The sequence below is a fragment of the Brevibacillus laterosporus genome (assembly GCA_007833815.1).
Lineage (GTDB): Bacteria > Bacillota > Bacilli > Brevibacillales > Brevibacillaceae > Brevibacillus_B > Brevibacillus_B laterosporus_D.
Genome location: CP033464.1, coordinates 844,456 through 861,604, shown reverse-complemented (window position 1 = coordinate 861,604; position 17,149 = coordinate 844,456). Strand labels below are relative to the sequence as shown.

At 38.1% G+C, this 17,149-nt stretch carries 11 protein-coding genes; 9 read left to right on the top strand and 2 right to left on the bottom strand.

Annotated elements, in window-relative coordinates:
• Nucleotides 1-48 precede the first annotated feature (48 nt).
• From EEL30_05225 to EEL30_05210, 4 genes are all read left to right on the top strand, one after another.
• The gene (locus tag EEL30_05225; protein QDX91824.1) at nt 49-768 is read left to right on the top strand and encodes a distant relative of cell wall-associated hydrolase-like protein; all 720 of its coding nucleotides are present in this window, start codon (nt 49-51) and stop codon (nt 766-768) included.
• A gap of 130 nt (nt 769-898) precedes the next feature.
• Nucleotides 899-1,912: a hypothetical protein gene (locus tag EEL30_05220; GenBank protein QDX91823.1), complete on the top strand. Its 1,014-nt coding sequence runs from the start codon at nt 899-901 to the stop codon at nt 1,910-1,912.
• A 98-nt stretch (nt 1,913-2,010) separates the two neighbouring features.
• Nucleotides 2,011-2,319 carry a hypothetical protein gene (locus EEL30_05215; GenBank protein QDX91822.1) on the top strand — a complete coding sequence of 103 codons (309 nt, stop codon included), beginning with the start codon at nt 2,011-2,013 and terminating at the stop codon, nt 2,317-2,319.
• A 416-nt stretch (nt 2,320-2,735) separates the two neighbouring features.
• Nucleotides 2,736-4,457 (top strand): methyl-accepting chemotaxis protein, encoded by a 1,722-nt coding sequence (locus EEL30_05210; GenBank protein ID QDX91821.1) that lies wholly within the window; start codon nt 2,736-2,738, stop codon nt 4,455-4,457.
• A gap of 82 nt (nt 4,458-4,539) precedes the next feature.
• Here the strand turns inward: EEL30_05210 and EEL30_05205 are convergent, their stop codons facing one another.
• Nucleotides 4,540-6,366 carry an SH3 domain-containing protein gene (locus tag EEL30_05205; GenBank protein QDX91820.1) on the bottom strand — a complete coding sequence of 609 codons (1,827 nt, stop codon included), beginning with the start codon at nt 6,364-6,366 and terminating at the stop codon, nt 4,540-4,542.
• The gene (locus EEL30_05200; GenBank protein QDX91819.1) at nt 6,363-7,304 is read right to left on the bottom strand and encodes a hypothetical protein; all 942 of its coding nucleotides are present in this window, start codon (nt 7,302-7,304) and stop codon (nt 6,363-6,365) included. Before EEL30_05200 ends, EEL30_05205 begins: the two co-directional genes overlap by 4 nt.
• A 348-nt stretch (nt 7,305-7,652) precedes the next feature.
• Between EEL30_05200 and EEL30_05195 the strand changes: the two genes are divergently transcribed.
• Genes EEL30_05195 through EEL30_05175 form a run of 5 tightly spaced genes read left to right on the top strand, consistent with a single transcriptional unit; the run spans nt 7,653 to nt 17,146 of the window.
• Complete coding sequence (locus EEL30_05195; GenBank protein ID QDX91818.1) at nt 7,653-9,434, top strand: VWA domain-containing protein; 1,782 nt, start codon at nt 7,653-7,655, stop codon at nt 9,432-9,434.
• A gap of 15 nt (nt 9,435-9,449) precedes the next feature.
• Nucleotides 9,450-12,839 (top strand): hypothetical protein, encoded by a 3,390-nt coding sequence (locus tag EEL30_05190; protein ID QDX91817.1) that lies wholly within the window; start codon nt 9,450-9,452, stop codon nt 12,837-12,839.
• Between the two features lie 20 nt (nt 12,840-12,859).
• Nucleotides 12,860-15,208 carry a hypothetical protein gene (locus EEL30_05185; GenBank protein ID QDX91816.1) on the top strand — a complete coding sequence of 783 codons (2,349 nt, stop codon included), beginning with the start codon at nt 12,860-12,862 and terminating at the stop codon, nt 15,206-15,208.
• Nucleotides 15,205-16,491, top strand: coding sequence for a VWA domain-containing protein (locus EEL30_05180; GenBank protein ID QDX91815.1), 1,287 nt, complete (start codon nt 15,205-15,207; stop codon nt 16,489-16,491). The genes EEL30_05185 and EEL30_05180 overlap by 4 nt, the downstream gene beginning before the upstream one ends.
• Nucleotides 16,492-16,510: 19 nt before the next feature.
• On the top strand, nt 16,511-17,146 hold the full coding sequence (locus EEL30_05175) for a beta-mannanase (GenBank protein QDX91814.1): 636 nt from the start codon (nt 16,511-16,513) through the stop codon (nt 17,144-17,146).
• Nucleotides 17,147-17,149: the final 3 nt, after the last annotated feature.

The following is a 17,149-nucleotide window of genomic DNA, read 5'->3' as shown; positions in this document are numbered from 1 at the left end:
TAAATACTGACTAGTTAGTATTTATATTTTAAAAAAAGGAGTGTTTTTTTGAAAATTAAAAAGATTATTTTGTTCCTTGCAATAGCCGCATTAACTGTTTCTGCAGTTCCAACGCTTACTCAGGCTTCTCAAGAATTAGAAGAAGGCTATCTGGACATGTCCTCACCTGAAATTCAAGCTGAGTTGGAGAGAAAAATTGAAGAGACTGAAGTAGCTAGAACAAAAGCACTGCAAGGCAAACTCCATAGTATGGTAGCAGAAGAAACGAGCCTGAATGATCTGAAAAAAAATGCACCGGAAAAGTATAAGCAAATTCAAGAAGAACAACAGAAGGTACAAGCATTGGCCTCTAGCGGAAGAATGGGTACTGTGGGGGATATATTAATTACATATGATAATAAAACTTCTATGTGGAGACATGGACATGCTGCAATCGTGAGAAAAAATAATGACTACATTGTAGAAGCTTGGCCAGAAGAAGGTGTACGTAACTATAAAAACAACTGGGGAAATCGATTTGATTCAGCACTTAAGTTATACGTCAAAGGTGCTGATGATACAGATTATATCAATGCTCAAAAATTTGCATATGGGGAGAAAGGGAAACCATACAAATTGGATGTAGCCAAACATTTTACATCTTCTTACTATTGTTCTAAATTAGTCTGGAAGGCATGGGATGAACAAGGTTTCGATGTTGATGCAGATGGAGGTTTTACTGTAACTCCAGCAGATATTGAAAATTCAAAAAATACTGTAGAATATTAATGAGGAAAAGAGTGTGTCCTGCACACTCTTTTCCTCATTAACGAAAGTGTATTGGCTTTATCATTTCTAAGAATAAGCAGTTCTTTACAGTCTTTTTATGAAAATTGATTTATGGAAAAAGGTGACTTGCATGATTGGAACAAAGAAGAAATTACTTTGGGGTACAGTATTACTAATTATTGCTTCTGTGGGTGTAGCCCTATACGTCAAAAATATTACTACAGATTACAAAGTAAGCGATTACCAATACTTGTTTTTATATTCAAACCCATTTAAGGATAAAAGTCATATTGTGGCGACAAATGATGGGAAATCATACGATAAAGTAACACTAAAAATTAGTGATACTCCTATTATGGGGAAAAATTCTGATAATAATCTGATGTTACCAGCTGAACATGTCTCAAAATATTACATTGTTAATAATAATTTCGAAGTAACTGAACAAAAACTCAATGCTCCCTATACTTTTTTTATAAAAGAAAAGGATATTGAAGTGGAGAGTTTTAACACAAATATTTCGGATAATGTTTTTAAAGTAACTGATCGAATTTATAAAAAGGAATACAGTATTACATTACCCTCGTTTATAAATAATGCAATCTACGATAACCAGAATATATTTGTTCTTATTTACAATGTGGAAACAGAGCATAACGAGGTTCATGTTATTAACAGACATAAGGGGAACATTGATCAAGTCTACCAAGTTAATGATGGAGCAAGCGAGATGTTAAGAGTAAAGGATTTTTTATTACTTAATACGAAAGAAAGTTTAACTATACTAAATATAAATTCAGGAAACATCATGTATAATAAATATCCCTCTGAAGTAGCAGTAGCCGATAAAATGTTTTTTTATCAAACGGATACAATCTACCTAACATATGCGGATTATAATGGAAACTTTGGTTTGTTGGTTCTTGATGATCACTTTTCTGTAAAAAATAACCTGAGTTTTGATATACCTTTAATGAAATCACAGTTAATTAAAGACAAAATTTTTGTTTTATCACAAATAAAGAACGATTCTGAGATAGGAGGAAAATTTAGTATCATTGATGCAAACACATTAAGGATTGAACAATTATTTAATTTGCCCAAGGAGGACATCAAGGTTCAAGATTTTATGATTACCAGTTAGACGATCTTATCGAGAAAACCATCAAGAGTGTAACATAGATTATTTACCAGAATAGTTAAAATACATACTATTTAGATACTGGAAGGGAGCAAATTTTTATGGGGACAATGCCACTCTGGTTTTGGATTTTTTACTACCTATTCATTTTAGTAACTATCATACTTACAATTGTTTGCATGATTAAGAAAAAGCATATCCTTTTTTCTGTCATTACGCTTGTTTTTACCATACTAGCTCCAGTTGTTTTCTTTTTGAATTCATTGGCAAGGGGATATGGCAATGAACTTGAATTTTTCTATAGAGAGCTTTGCTCAGGGAAAATTTGGCCTATATTTGGTATTACTGCATTAGCTGAGATTGGTTTTTGGTATTTTTTACTAATAAAAGGTTACAAGGGTAAACGGTAAGCATAATTGACATATGTGATCATTTAGGCCTAGTAGCAAAAAAGCTATTAGGCTTCAAATGTATATGCACATTTGTAAACATCAACGTTAATTTATTGTTGTGTAGAATACAATTCTATTATAAAACGTCATTCTTCCTGTATATTTCTAAAAAAGAATAGTGTTTTTTGATTATAAGGATACAAATTTCTTAGCTTGATAGCGATGTTGTACTATCTTGAGTAGATACAGATAAATTCTGTCTCGATTTCATATTAATAACACGACTGACCATGTTCTTTCATTTGTTAATTTTTATTAATATCGCCATTATTTTAGTGCTTTCGACAAAATTCATCAAATATTTTAAATTAAGTATCGTTTTATCTCGGCACGTTATATAATAAATTAGAAAAATTTCCTATAAGGAGGACTCGATGCGGTTATTTAAGAACGTAAAAATAAGAACAAAATTATTACTTATCATCTTAACTTCCATATTATCTTTTGTTGCCTTATCCACACTAGGTTATAACGGGCTTAAAAAGGGAGATGAAGCAGCTTTAGGAATGTATGAAGATTGCTTACTGCCAATACAGTGGTTAGGAGATTTAGAATCTAATTTCTTCAGGGTTCATATGGATGTATTGGAATATATGATTACCACTGATGAAAAAAGAAACAATCAACTTGATGCAATCATTAAGGAATTACGAAAAGAGAATGATGATTTAATCAAAAAAATAGAAAGCACCAAACTTCCAGTGGAAGAAAAAGAATTGTACGATAGTTTTAGCAAAAATTTCGACCAGCTACATGATCTTACAAGCAAATCCATTTTACTAGCTAGTCAAAATAAAAATGCAGAAGCTTATACCTACTATTTGTCTGAACTTCAGCCTGCCAGACAAGAAGCGATTACCTCTCTCCATAAATTACTTACAAATCTGCAAGAAAGAGCAGATAAGCTCCAAAAAGATAATTACGTGGAAGCCAATTATACTATTCTCTTGTTTGCTTTTGTTGCCTTACTAGTTGTTATCTTTATTAGTATTATAGGGTATATCATTAGTAAATCCATTAGGCATCCTATTGATTTACTAGAAACAGATATGAAACAAGTAGCTCAAGGAGATTTAACAATTCGCACCTCTTACGATTCAAACGATGAGATGGGAAGTATTGTTACTTCATTCAATGGTATGTTAGAGAATCTTCAGGAATTGATGGGGAAAGTACAAGCAACAACACAAACGGTAATGACTTCAACAGACAATATGCTACATGAAACACAAAACGTTTCTACTATTTCTAGTAATGCTGTGGAAACAATTGATGAAGTTAACCAGCAAGTACAAAGACAAATGTTTAGTATACAAGAAAGTGCTAAGGCTATGGACGAGATGTCAACTGGGGTACAGAGAGTTGCCGAGTCTGCGTCTACTGTTGCAGAATTAGCAATAACTACAGTGGAGCAGGCAAGAGAGGGTAGCCAAGTAGTGGAACAATTTATTACTCAAATGGATACTATTCATGATGCTGTAGAGGAAACATCGGCTGTTATAAGTCGCTTGCTTACAAATACACAGCAGATTGATAAAGCCTTGTTGTCAATCACAGACATTGCCGAACAGACAAACTTGTTAGCGTTAAATGCTGCGATTGAAGCAGCACGTGCTGGCGAATATGGAAGAGGCTTCTCTGTAGTTGCAGATGAGGTAAGAAAACTGGCGGAGGAATCAAAACAGTCAGCAAGTGATATTAATAATTTGGTTACCTTTATCCAACGAGATACAAAAGACGCGGTACATGTAATGGAGAAAGGTCAACAAGAAGCAAAACAAGGAATAGTAACTGCTAATGAAGCAGGAAAAACGTTCTCTGCAATTGTTCAAGAAATAAATGAAATCACTTATCAGATTCAAGAAGTGTCTGCAACAACAGAAGAAATGTCAGCGGGAACAGAAGAAATAAACGCTTCTTTATCCGAAATATCTTCTACTTCAACACAAGTATCTGGGTCTACAGATGTAACTGTACAATCTGTTCGAATTCAATCGGCTTCAACGAATGAGATGGCGAATCATTCTATTAAAATGAATGAAACAGTAAAAGAATTAGAAAAGCTATTAGCTCAGTTTAAAATTCATAACACATAGCTCTTTTTCTTGTACAAGTTGGCGGAAATCATGATTCCGCCAACTTGTTTAATTTGTAGGACTCATTTTTTACAGGATTCCTTTACGGTAATTGATCAAGACGTATCCAGCCAGAATTACCGTTAAATGAGATTTGATACCAACCGTTTTGATCAGCCACACCCTCGATCGAATTGCTCTTTTTGACTTGACCAATAATACCGTACTCTTCTCCAGGACCAGCGTAAACATTGATGGATTCTGTAGTAGACCCACCTGCTCCTACGTCTGTTTTTGGATTTGATGTTGCATCATTATGTAAAGAGGATGGTTTTTCTGATCCAGACTCCGCTTCCGACCATGGTTTTGTTTCCAATTCTGCTTCAGGATCAACTTCGGGATTTGCTGTTAGATAGTCTACTTTTTTCTCTTCATATTCAAGGCCTTTATCTTCTAGCTTAAAAGTAGCAATTTCATATTCTCCCCTACCCTCTGCATTCTCAAGAACCACAGAACCTGGACCTTCCACTGAAAATCCATCTGCCGCAACTTCAAACCTCTTCACCCATATTTTTTTTGATAGATCAGGAACAAATCCATAATAAGTAGAGCGGCGTTCCTTACCTTCTGCTTCTACAATAATGATGGGAGCCTCTTTGTCGGTTAATATATCCGAAATGCTCAGGCTTTTTGGTTTTATGTCCGATTCAAATGATTCTTCTAAAAAGAGGGGAGTATAATCATCCGGCATTTTTGCTGCCAAATGAAGATGTCGATCTGCCTCTGAAAATCCTGCGACATAAATCCTGGAGCCCCATCGTTTTTCGCCAGTCACGACCAAATCAAACGATTTATCTGGATATTTCTCTTTCAGTAAGCGAGTTGGATCATGTTTCGTCCAGTGCTCTTCTAATTCTGCCACGAGCTGGGATGTATCCTGAAGAGCGCTCAGCTTTTGATACAGGTCTCGTGCCTTATTATACTGATTTCCTTGTGTGTATCGTTCTGCTTGTTTTATCTGAGAGGCGAGGTGGCGGTCAATGATGCCAATAGTTTCAGAGCTAGTAGTTAGCACGTCATTAATCTGACGATAGGCCTTTGCCTGCGTAATAAATGTGTCTAGGTCATCTTTTCGGATGGTCCGCTTGATCTCAGAGCTTGCGTACCTTTCGAGTAGAGCGATTAACCAATCGCCTTGTATATCCACTTGCTTGTAGGCACGTAGACTTTTGGCCGCTGCTTCAATTACTTGTTCAAAGGTGCTTCTGTTTGTTATGTCTTTAAATTTCTTCTGATCATAGGAACGAAATAAGGTAATGAGCTCCTGCTTTTTCTGTTTATTCCCACCAAAAAATTCATCGGGAATAGCGACAAGGGAATGAATAAAACCTTCATCACTATATTTTTTTTTTGTAAGGTTTGCTTGCACAGACTTGGTATATGCTTCCTTGATAGAAAGGAAGTATGTTTTTAAAGTAGCTTCAATTGTATGACCTTCAGAAATCTGCGTGAAAAAATTTGCTAATACCTGCTCTTCTTGCAGGGATTGCTGCTTAAACGTGTGATAGCTCGTATATAAATCGAGCATCTCCTCTACATCATTATCACGCATAGCAAAATGAACCTGCTGGGAGATGGATTCTAGTTTTTGGCGGATTGAGGTTAGTGCTGACAATGACGTGCTCCATACTTCATCGCCGTAAGCAATGGTAGTAATGGCTTCTGCCTTAGCAAAACTCTCTTCCGCCGCTAGTAAGTTTTTTTCTGTGTAATACGCTTTTGCTTGTTCATATAAATCGATTTTTTTCAGGCTATATCTAATTTTTACACCTACTGCTACTAAAGCTAGTAGGAACAAGACTAGTAGGATATTACGTATCCAAATTGACCGTTGATAGACAGGGACCAGCTTGCTAATAAATTCCTTCATAGCAATCCTTTCAATTCTGGATCGAACGAATAATGTTGATCCACTTGTTTCTTGGTAGCTTCATATAATTTTTCCCAATGACTGTCTCGATGAGCGCTTACCATTTTAGCTAAACGAACCAAACGTTCCTTAGGCAAATACGCTATGAACTCAATGATAAAATCCTGATACTGATCTACATGAGCTCTCACTCGAAGGGAGGCACCGGCTACTTGACCAAGTATTTGCACGCCATTATTACTTTGAAGAATATATGTCTTATGTTGAATTACATAATCTAGCACTGTTTGTTTTACTAGCCAAGGTTGGACTTTAAGTACCTCATGAAGATATTCAATAAAATTCTGATTGTAATCAGAAGGGATCAATGTGTCTAACTCCAGCTCCATGTCCTTGCGCAGAACAAAACGATTGAGATATTTAACTTTGAGAATTTTTACCAAATCGGAGTCGATAAAGTAGCCAACTTCCCGGATTTTTTCATAGGCATCCTTGTATCTTTTTGCCTTCACATCTGAGTCAATATCTTCAAGATGTCTATACAGAGCATTTTTAATATTCTCATGCTCTGTTAGGATCAATTGCTGAAAGTGAACGTTTTTTTCATAGGAGCCGTAGCGCTTCTGCATAAGCCAAAAGAGTGAAAAGAGGACAACTCCTCCTCCACAGGCGAGTGCAAGGTTCATCGGCGTATTGGCAAAGATAGCGGAGAGGCAGACAAATAGACCAATCCAAAGAAAGCGAATTTGAACGTTACGTCTTGTAGTGGCAGAAGAGACAGCACGGATAGGTAGGAGTTTTACTGTTTTTTCACAAAATGGACATTCGGTATCCCATAAGACAGAATATGAATGGCATTTTGGACAATATTTCAAACGTTCAAAGGCGTATGTTGTTTTGGCTGTCTTTCTAAATTGAACACCAATTTTTGTCTTCATTTTTGTTCACCTTCATTGTTTAACAGGGCATGAAGATACTGATCCATCTCCGCTTCTGTCTTACTTTTTCGTTTAGATAGCCACAGTTGAGTGAAACGATAGCCCAGTAGTACCAAAGCAACAGCGAAAAAGATATAAGTTATCATCTATCATTCTCCAAATATTCAATGTCGAAATATGTAACATATTAGTACATGTTTCCGTATAACGTTATATGGATCTTACATTCCTTTACTCTTTTTTATTGTAAAATATAGTGGTAATCTTGTCATATAGTCACATTCTTTGCAATAGTTGATCAAAAAATGGGTAATTCTCACAAAAAATAAATAGCGGAGGTTCACTAACATGCTTCAATGTAAGAGAGTGCTTCAGTGTATATTGTGCGTGGGACTTCTGTTGGCTTCTCTAACCACAGGTGCCACGTTTGGGTTTGCACAAACTGGTGGAGACAAAATGGACGCTGTGTTGGTGGTGGACGTCAGCAATTCCATGACTCAAAGTGATAAAAATAAAGTAAGCAATGAAGCGATGAAAATGTTTGTAGATATGACTTCTGTACAGGGGAATAAGATCGGGGTCATCGCTTACACGGATAAAATTGAGCGAGAAAAAGCACTGATTGAAGTTAAAACAGATCAGGACAAGCAACAGATCAAATCTTTTATTGATAGTTTACAAAAAGGTCCTTATACAGATATCTCCGTGGGGGTCGAAGAAGCAGTCAAAATTCTTGATGCAGGACATGACCCTGCGCATTCACCCATAGTCGTGTTGCTAGCAGATGGAAATAATTTTTTAAATAAAGATTCCAACCGTACGCAACAGATGTCTGATCAAAAATTGCAGGATGCTGTGAAAGTGGCAAAAAGTAAAGGATACCCGATATACACTATTGGATTGAATGCAGACGGGCAGTTGAACAGAACGACTCTGCAACAGATTGCGACAGAGACGAATGGTAAATTTTTTGAAACAAGTACAGCTGACAAGCTACCACAAATTTTAAGTGAGATCTTTGCTAATCATTTGAAGCTAAAGGTTGTTCCTGTCAAAAATCTTACTGCTAATGGAGCTTTTCAGGATGTAACGATCTCGATCCCTAATACCAATGTGCTGGAAGCAAATATATCCATTATGTCAACGAATTCGGTTCAGGTAAAGCTGTTTGATCCATCTGGAAAAACCGTAACGATCCCGTCTAATCAGGTGCATTTTTCCAAATCTAGTGCGTATTCTATGATTAAAATGCTGAAGCCCCAACAAGGGGATTGGAAATTGCAGGTAAAAGGGGTAGCTAAGGACAAGATCGATATTAATATGATCTTTAATTATGATTTGCAGCTCTCGATGGAGCCGATACCAAATAAAACATTTAAAGTCGGCGATGATATCCAAATCAAAGCAGAACTGGTCAGTAACGGGCAAAAAATGACCAGCACCGATCTTTATAAAAGCATGAAAGCAAAACTACTTGTTAACGACCTAACAGACAAAAAAACAAGCGAAATCGTACTAACCAATACGGGTAGCGGATTCACTGGGAACTTCGCTGTCCCATCCTCCCATCAATACGAGATTAAGGTAAAAGCGGAGGATAGCAGTTTCTATCGAGAAACACAGCCTGTTACTGTTGATGCAACAAATACAGGGGCAACGGGTACTCAACAGCCGACAACAGCTCCGACAGGGGAAGAAAAGCCTTTTCCGTGGTTAATAGTAATTGCAGGGACTCTTGGTCTTATTTTAGTTCTAGCTGTCATTTTTTACGTACTGTCCATTTGGAAGAAGGCTAACAAAGGATTTATGGGACAGATGGCTATCGAAATTTACAATGAGGATACAGGCGAGAAATCAAGCCCGCAGTATAAAAAACTGAATACTTTTAAAGGAAAGGTCAAATTGCATCAACTGTTGCAGCTGGCCCCAGAGTTTCAGGAGACTGACAAGATCATTTTTGTACCAGGTAAAAATGACACGCTGATCATTTTGAACAAATCTGAATGTCAGATTGAAAAGGCTGGAAGAGTGCTAGATGCAAGTAAAGGAAGGGAATTAAAAAAGAACGATCGGATCAAAGTATCCCTTTCAGGTGTAAACAAATCAGTCTTTATAGACTATATCGTCTAGGAGAGGATCGATTATATGAAAGCAGTAGTAAGAGAACATATTCAACAGTTGGATGTATCATTAGGCGGGGGAATCGTTAGTGATAAGATTCGGGTAGATACCATCGATAACCCTATGCTTGTTATAGGTTTAGGTGGAACAGGGATTGATGCTTTGCTCCGTTTAAAATATCAGGTAAACAGACGCTTTAAATTACCAGTAGATGCTCTATCGAAAAAGCGGAAAGAAAAACCGGATAATATTGAATTTGTAGCCTTTGAAACCAATGAGCATGACCGTAACAAGCGTTATAAGGGTATTGGACTTGATCCAATCTCTGAGTTTGTATTGCTTTCCAATCCGGAGATCGGTGGAGTATTGCAGAACAGAAGCATTTTGGAACCGTATATTACGGATTGGCTGTCACCTGAGCTGACGATTACAGATGGAATTAGTGGAGCATCAGGGGTGAGACAGGCAGGTCGTTTACTTCTATTCACAAAGATTACTCAGGTTGTTCAAACCATCGAGAAAAAGATTAAAATGCTTACGGAAGGCACTAACAAGAAGCTGATCGTATTTATTTTAACGGGTATTTCGGGTGGAACCGGTAGTGGTTGCTTCATGGATATTGCCTATATTGTTCGTGGTATTTTGGAAAGAGAATTCGGCAGTGCGGGAGTAGATAAAGTTAATTCGCTTGGCTATCTATTTACGCCAGACGTTAACTTGGCTAATAAAAGTCTCAGCTCGCATACACGCGATTACATTATGAAAAACGGGTATGCAGCGTTAAAAGAGCTAGATTATTGGATGAATGCAGATGAACGTATGGAGCGCTTCAAACAACAATATGGCAACGTATTAAACGTGTCCTCTCCGATGCCTCCCTTCAATCTGTGCCATCTTATTTCTGCAACCAATCTGGAAGGCAAATCATTAGAAAATGCCTATGATTACTGCATGAATGTTACGGCAGAGAATATCACCAACTTCATGGCTAGTGAAGAAAAACGGTCGGGCGAAGAGTTTGCGATTCACGATTATATTAGTAACATTCGCACCAACATTAATCAGATGCCAAAAGCTTATGCGGCCAACTATCAATACAACGTAATTGGAGCTTCTTCTGCGGTATTACCGATTGAAGAGATGACTACTTATTTGGCGTATCGTTTGTTTAAAAAAATGGAGAATATGTTCACCGTTGCTCCTACACAGGAGGATGCAGAAAAATTTGCTCGCAAATTAAGCATCGATATCGATTCAATCTCCAAAAAGTTTGAAGAGCGCGTTCCTGAACCTATTCCAGGTTACGAAAATAGTGAACGTCTTAGCTATAGCAATGTGATCACCCAACAACTTGTTAGTATCGATCATGAGCTGGAGCAGGGCTATCTCGCTAAAGCGAGAGAGGAATACATCAAGTGTAAGAAGCAGCTACCTGGAGAGCTGACCACTACATTTGGCGAAATGATTACAAGGGTATTTTTGCACGCACAACAAGGGCCATTTTTCGCATCGCGTTTGATCCATTCGGATAAGGGGTTTTCCTTGCTTAAAATGATCCTGTCTTATATTGAAAGCTTGAAATTGAATATAGAGGGTTTCCCAAGAGAGATTGAGGGAGCACGTGAAACAGCTAATGAGAAGCTAGGTGATGCTCGTAGTGCGTTCATTTCAAAAGAAAGAAAGAAAAATAGCTATTTAGAAGCAAAAATCAACGAATATCAGCTACTTGCCGATCATGAAAAGCTAGAGCAAATGATCGAGTTTTACGAGGAGCTTTATCGTCGATTAAATGAGGAAAATAATCGGATTTACAGTGTGTTTACGGAGATTTTAAATACACTCAAACAAATTTTTGAAAAGAATGGTGACATCCTGATTAACGGCGGGGAAGAGATGGATAGAACTGGTAATAAAACCTATTACTGGAATATTGTTGGTGTCCCTGATATTGCGAAGGTTATAGGCGAAACCCTTGATCAGAAGGATACAGATGATTTGATTCGTGATTTCACTGCTGAATTGTTGAAGCGCTCTGATAATTGGATCAAGGAAACAGAAGTAGACATTGTCAGTTCCATTTCTGACTTTTTATCTGATAAGTTCAGCGAGTTAATTACAAAGTCTATGGAAGAGTTTTTGCTAATTAAATACGGGCAAGACGAAACCCTAGATCGTATCGTAGAACGGAAAATTGCTAGTAAATTGGATGAAGAAGCCATTCCAGTCTTTCATCTTAGTAATAATCTAGGTAATATGGATTTCCCTTCGTGGGGTTTTGTTTCCGTACCATTGCAAGCTCCGTCTATTTTAAAAGGAATCAAGAACTATCAAAACACGTCTATTAGTGGCTCTCGCTTTACTGTTAAGGAGAGTGGAGTTAAAAACCGTATTTTCTGGTTGAATACGAAAAATGGTGTTCCTCTGTTTGCTTATACACCGCTAAAAGTGTACGAGGAAAGCTATGAGCGAACCATTCTAGAAAAAGAGGGGATCGGTCGTCATCTCGTACAATCAGAAAAAAATAACTGGGCGTACCTGCCTTCCCCTATTCCAGAGAAATCATGGGGAGAAACGTATCTCAATGATCGTGTAAAAGAGTACAATGCGAGAGTTCGCAGCCTATTTGACAGAGCCGTTCGTTACGGATGCATTATCGAAAAAGACAGCGAAAATAAAACTAGTAACCGTTACGATTGCATCATTACGAAGCCATTTGAAATTACTTCCTTTTTGTCCAAATACCAGCTAGACAAGGATCCATCTAAAGGTAGCCCAGGAGAGATCAAGAGATGTCTGACTGAACTGAAGGGCTTCATGGAGCAAGGATTGGAGCAGGATTATACAAAGGATCTGTTTGGTAGCATTAACGAAGAGATGGCAAAAGAAAACTTAATTCGCTCTCCAGAACTTATTCGTTTGTTGCAACAAGAAGTGCGGAAGTATGAAGACATTGAGAGCAAAATGCTTGAGCTAGAACAGATCATCCAGTCCATTCAAGGTGAGGAAGAGCTGATAAACCGTTTCATTGAAGCTTTATACACGAGTACCATTTGCAAAAAAGGTGCGCTATATGTGTATGACAAAGACGAAGAAGAAGAGGCTTGGGAACCATTCGTCAATCTATTGAAGGTGAACAAGCATGTTGAGTACGCCATCTATAATCAATACCGAAACCTGGATGGTAAACAAATGACTACTCTTCAACGTAAAGCGAGCAAACGTAGCGATCAGATGACATCTGCGCTTGATACCCAGGAATTGATGACAAAGCTAGATGAAATCACTACCGCTTTTCAGGAAGCGAAGAATGAGCTTGAATACGATCGGGATGACTTTGTAAATGGAGAAGACATGTATCGCTTTTATAAAAAAGTGTGGTCTAAAGTGAACGATATGCGCAAAACATTACAATAATGAATTAGGAGGGGAAAAGCATGAGGGATTTGATAGAGCAGTTCGCAACTCACTATGTCTCTGATTTAGAAAAACAACTGGATAGTGAGAACGGACAGCGTAGCATTCAGAACCCTGTGCTTTTTCTCTTTTTAGGTGATAAGAGCTTAGACGCACTCCAAGCGATTTATGCGAGTAATGAACAGAAGTGGCAAAATAGCGAAGGGGTACTCTATGTTCACGCTTATGCGGAAGAAACCTTAGATCGCCCCAATGTGTATAGCTGCCGATTGCCTCAACCGTCTGCGGATAAAAAAGCGATGCGGGCTTCTTTACATGAAATGTTTTATCAAGACGAGTCCTTACTGATTGAATTAAATAAAATGATGAAGATGATAAGTGATCGCGTAGCCGATATGGGCAAGCTGTTCACTTATCATCAACAAATCAATATTGCGGTTGTCACAAGAGCTGATGATATAGCTAATGTGCTTGTACCAGAATTTACGTTGCTTGTAAAAAGCTATCTTGCTGAATTGTTTAAAAATGTTTCGTTGGATTTGTATGTTCTAATCCAGGAAAAGAACAATGGTCATGAATTTGGATTTTCTACGTCGATAGGAGTTAGCTTCCTTGACGAGGTAAACGAATACCAGCAGATTGATTACCAATTCTGTGCGGATCTTCAAATGACAGAGGATCGTGTTACATTAGGTGTGGAGCACAAGCATTCTCCGCTCTATTCGCTTGTTTATATCCTAAGCGATAAAAATGAGCAGGGAATGTTTATTGATAACGGTAGGGAAGATAATTATGAATTGATTAGTGACATAGTCCTGCTCAACAACAAACGGGTTGAACCAGAAATATATGAGGGTAACGAGAACTATAATCGAACACAATTTATGCATAATATCACTGGAGCTACTGGAAGACCTACATATGCTTCCGCTGGACTTTCTAAAGTGAAACGACCCACTCACGCTATTGCACTAACGGTACTTGCAAAAGTATATGATCATTTTCTAGAGCGTTTGAAGGGAAAAGGGAATTATGATGTAACAGAGGCACTAGAGAGGCTTGAAATCACAGATTCGTATATTCTACGAAAAGTGAAGTCTGTTTTGCCTGATGAAAGTAAGCTGGAAGAAATGACAGGTCTGATGACTTCGGGCGTTAGCTACAAAGAACTTACGAGTATGACTCTTAAGGAGGCAGAGGTAGCACTGTTCGAAGATAGCAGTCAGACCTTTTTTGCAACAAATTTTTTACTTGATGCTCGTTCCAAACGAAATTCCTTTCAGGGAAAAGATAAGTTCTCTCAGCTTATTAGAGAGAGAATCATTGAAAATCCAAAATACGGATTATATGCTGCCTATCAATTAACTTCGGGAAATGACGCGGAGAAGAGCCTTGTTGGCGTACTCCGTTCCAGAATAAGAGAAACAGTTCGACAGCTAGAGTACAGCAAAGACCAGCTAGAGGAACTCTATCGTCAGAGGGTTGATCGACAAGAGATAAAAACGGGTGGTCTATTTACCCGAGATAAAGAGCGTGTGAGGAGTTTTGTGCGCTATCTTTTCCCGATGATTTATGAGAAGAAGTATGAGATTTTGGGATTGGAAATGGAAGTAGAGCTTCTTAAATACTATGAAAAGCAATTGGAAGAGATTCATCAGAAAATAGAGAAACAGGTCATGCAGCTAGAAGAAATAAAAGTACAAGTAAGTGAGATGTCACGACGGAGCATACGAGAGGCCGTTGACTATTTAGATAAAAACATAGAAGAATACTATGGAGCTGTGGTACAGGAATCGATTGATATAGTAGAAGCTAAAAGAGGTTCCGGTTTTTACTTTGAAGATAAATACATGGGGAGCATCTCCTTTCTATTAGAAAAAGGAGTTACTGAGATGATCCAGCGGCTATGTGACATGTGTCGAACAGAGATTCTGACCAGTGCGCCGTTTTCTCTTTCCTTTGAAGAAGAGCTTCTTGCAAGAGCGAATGTGACGGTTGCCTATGACAACAGGGCCGTTTTGACGAGAGAGCAGCTATATAGAGATTTGGCCTTAGAATTGGAAAATCGGTCATCTGTCCATATAGAAGTGTTTCAGTTTATGCAAAAGTATAGATATGAGGAAAAATACTTTTTTGCCGATTTCACCAATGATTTTGTTCAATATGTATTTCGCACAGAGCAAGGGAGTAAAGATTACAAGCAGGGTTGCATTCATGAAAAGAATAAAAGCGGGATTGAGAAAGTCAAACTCATGGGCGGGTTCGGTATTGAAGATCTCATGTATTACCGTAACAATAGGAAATATTATGAATCCTATGTGGAAAGTGGCTTTTTATTTCACCGGCAAGGAGAGGGGCAATCGTCATGAGTCAAAAAAAAATAAGTCTACTCATGGTTTTCTGTAGCTTGATTGGTGGAGTAATCGGCTTTGTAGTGGGCGAGATGATCTTAAACCTACTATCTAATGAACTTCCACAGTGGGTAGTCATGGGACTTTATTTTGGACAGTACGCTTTATTTGTGGGACTTATGTGTTTAATAGCTGAATTAATTTCACCGCAATTAAATGGTCAAGGCTGGAGACAGCGCTACGTCGGTTTCTCATGGAAGATGCTCGTACCAAGTACATTCATCATGTTAGGTGTAGTCGCTATGCTTTTACAATTTGTTTACGGGGCGAATTTTCAAAGAGCGTCCGGTACCAACAATATTGTCATGCTGCTAGATATTTCGGCTAGTATGCAGGAGTCGGATAAGGATGGTCAGCTTTTTAAAGCGGCAGCCGACGTGGTTCGTAGAATGGATAGCGATACAAGGGTGGCGGTGATTACCTTTAATCATCAAGCAAGCGTGCTACAGCCTTTAGTGCAATTGAGCAATCAAAAGGTCAGAGATAACGTTATCCAAAAACTGACTAGCCACGAGGGCCCCTCTGGCGGTACTGATATAGAAGAGGCATTGCAAACGGCTTTAAACCATATAAAAGATGAGACAAATCAATCCGGTAATAATACGGTTGTACTCATGTCAGATGGGTACAGTGATGTGAATCTAGAGAAGTCTCTACAACCATTCAAACAGTCTCATATCATTGTTCATACAGTCGGTATGAGTACGGTTAGTGCAGATGGAACCGAGCTATTAAAGCGCATTGCAGAAGAAACCAGTGGAAATTATTATGATGTTCAACATACAGATCAGATAACAGGTGTGTTCGGACAAATTTATGATATGAGTCGTCAAGATCGTGAACTTGTAAAAGAGAGAACAGGTTCAACTGAAGATAGCCTTATGTACGCTGTACTGCGTATCGTGAGCTTACTTGTGATTGGGGCATTATTAGGATTGGCATTAGGACTATTCTTTGACAACAAATATATAGCTAAAAGTTTCACATTGGGTGGAATTGTGTCGGGTCTTCTCGCTGGATTGGTGCTTGAGAAGGGATTTGCATCAGGTATGTATCCAGACATGGTTGTTCGCTTAGTTGCTGACTTGTTGCTAGCTGTTGTTATGACCTTGTTTACGATATTTTTCCCTATGCCTAACCAAGGTCTATCTTCTGAGAAAAGTCGCTTTACAGGTGGCAGATATTTATCAGCAAAAAATAAGGATGCTAAACAAATAAGCAATAATCAGTTTGATAGGTAGAGTAGGAGCATGATGTGTAATGAGTAAAACGGAAGAAGTATCCAACACATTGATTAGGGATGTCACCTCCCACATGCAGGGTAACGAATGCGTTATAAATTGGCACTGGGCAGAATCGGTTCCTTGCGTCTATGTATACAAATCTCGATTTGATACCCCTTTTGATCCTGACCAAATCGATGAGAAGCTTATGAAGCTATTTACTCGTGAAGAGTACAAGGCGCATAGGGGATACCGGGAATATATAGATGGTTATGGGAGATATACGTATCGAATTTTCCCGTGTCAGCTTCAAAATGGTAGACCTGTTCTGTTAATGCCAGATGGTGAGAATCACATCATTCATGTCAGTTCTGGTAAAGCCAAAATCTACTATTCTTTTAAAAGAGGGAAAAAGTGGTTTAGTCAGTATCAAACTCTACAGATTCGCATTTTTTCGGAGATTCTCATTCCAAAAGATGTTTTATGTTATGTGAAAAAGGAAGGTTCCCCTCCAGCAAATAAGGATGATGGCACTCAGTATGCCTTTATCCGTGATCTTGAGCCGGGAGATAATGTAATGCCTGAAATAGAGATTAAGAAAAAAGATTATATTCGCCTCTTTTTTACAGACGGAAAAAAATATGGGCAGAGCTATGAACTGATTCCTGAATAGGAG

What these genes read in the sequence shown, in the direction of transcription:
- EEL30_05185 (QDX91816.1), top strand. Translation starts at nt 12,860, where the DNA reads ATGAGGGATTTGATAGAGCAGTTCGCAACTCACTATGTCTCTGATTTA.
- EEL30_05220 (QDX91823.1), top strand. Translation starts at nt 899, where the DNA reads ATGATTGGAACAAAGAAGAAATTACTTTGGGGTACAGTATTACTAATT.
- EEL30_05215 (QDX91822.1), top strand. Translation starts at nt 2,011, where the DNA reads ATGGGGACAATGCCACTCTGGTTTTGGATTTTTTACTACCTATTCATT.
- EEL30_05210 (QDX91821.1), top strand. Translation starts at nt 2,736, where the DNA reads ATGCGGTTATTTAAGAACGTAAAAATAAGAACAAAATTATTACTTATC.
- EEL30_05180 (QDX91815.1), top strand. Translation starts at nt 15,205, where the DNA reads ATGAGTCAAAAAAAAATAAGTCTACTCATGGTTTTCTGTAGCTTGATT.
- EEL30_05190 (QDX91817.1), top strand. Translation starts at nt 9,450, where the DNA reads ATGAAAGCAGTAGTAAGAGAACATATTCAACAGTTGGATGTATCATTA.
- EEL30_05195 (QDX91818.1), top strand. Translation starts at nt 7,653, where the DNA reads ATGCTTCAATGTAAGAGAGTGCTTCAGTGTATATTGTGCGTGGGACTT.
- EEL30_05200 (QDX91819.1), bottom strand. Translation starts at nt 7,304, where the DNA reads ATGAAGACAAAAATTGGTGTTCAATTTAGAAAGACAGCCAAAACAACA.
- EEL30_05175 (QDX91814.1), top strand. Translation starts at nt 16,511, where the DNA reads ATGAGTAAAACGGAAGAAGTATCCAACACATTGATTAGGGATGTCACC.
- EEL30_05205 (QDX91820.1), bottom strand. Translation starts at nt 6,366, where the DNA reads ATGAAGGAATTTATTAGCAAGCTGGTCCCTGTCTATCAACGGTCAATT.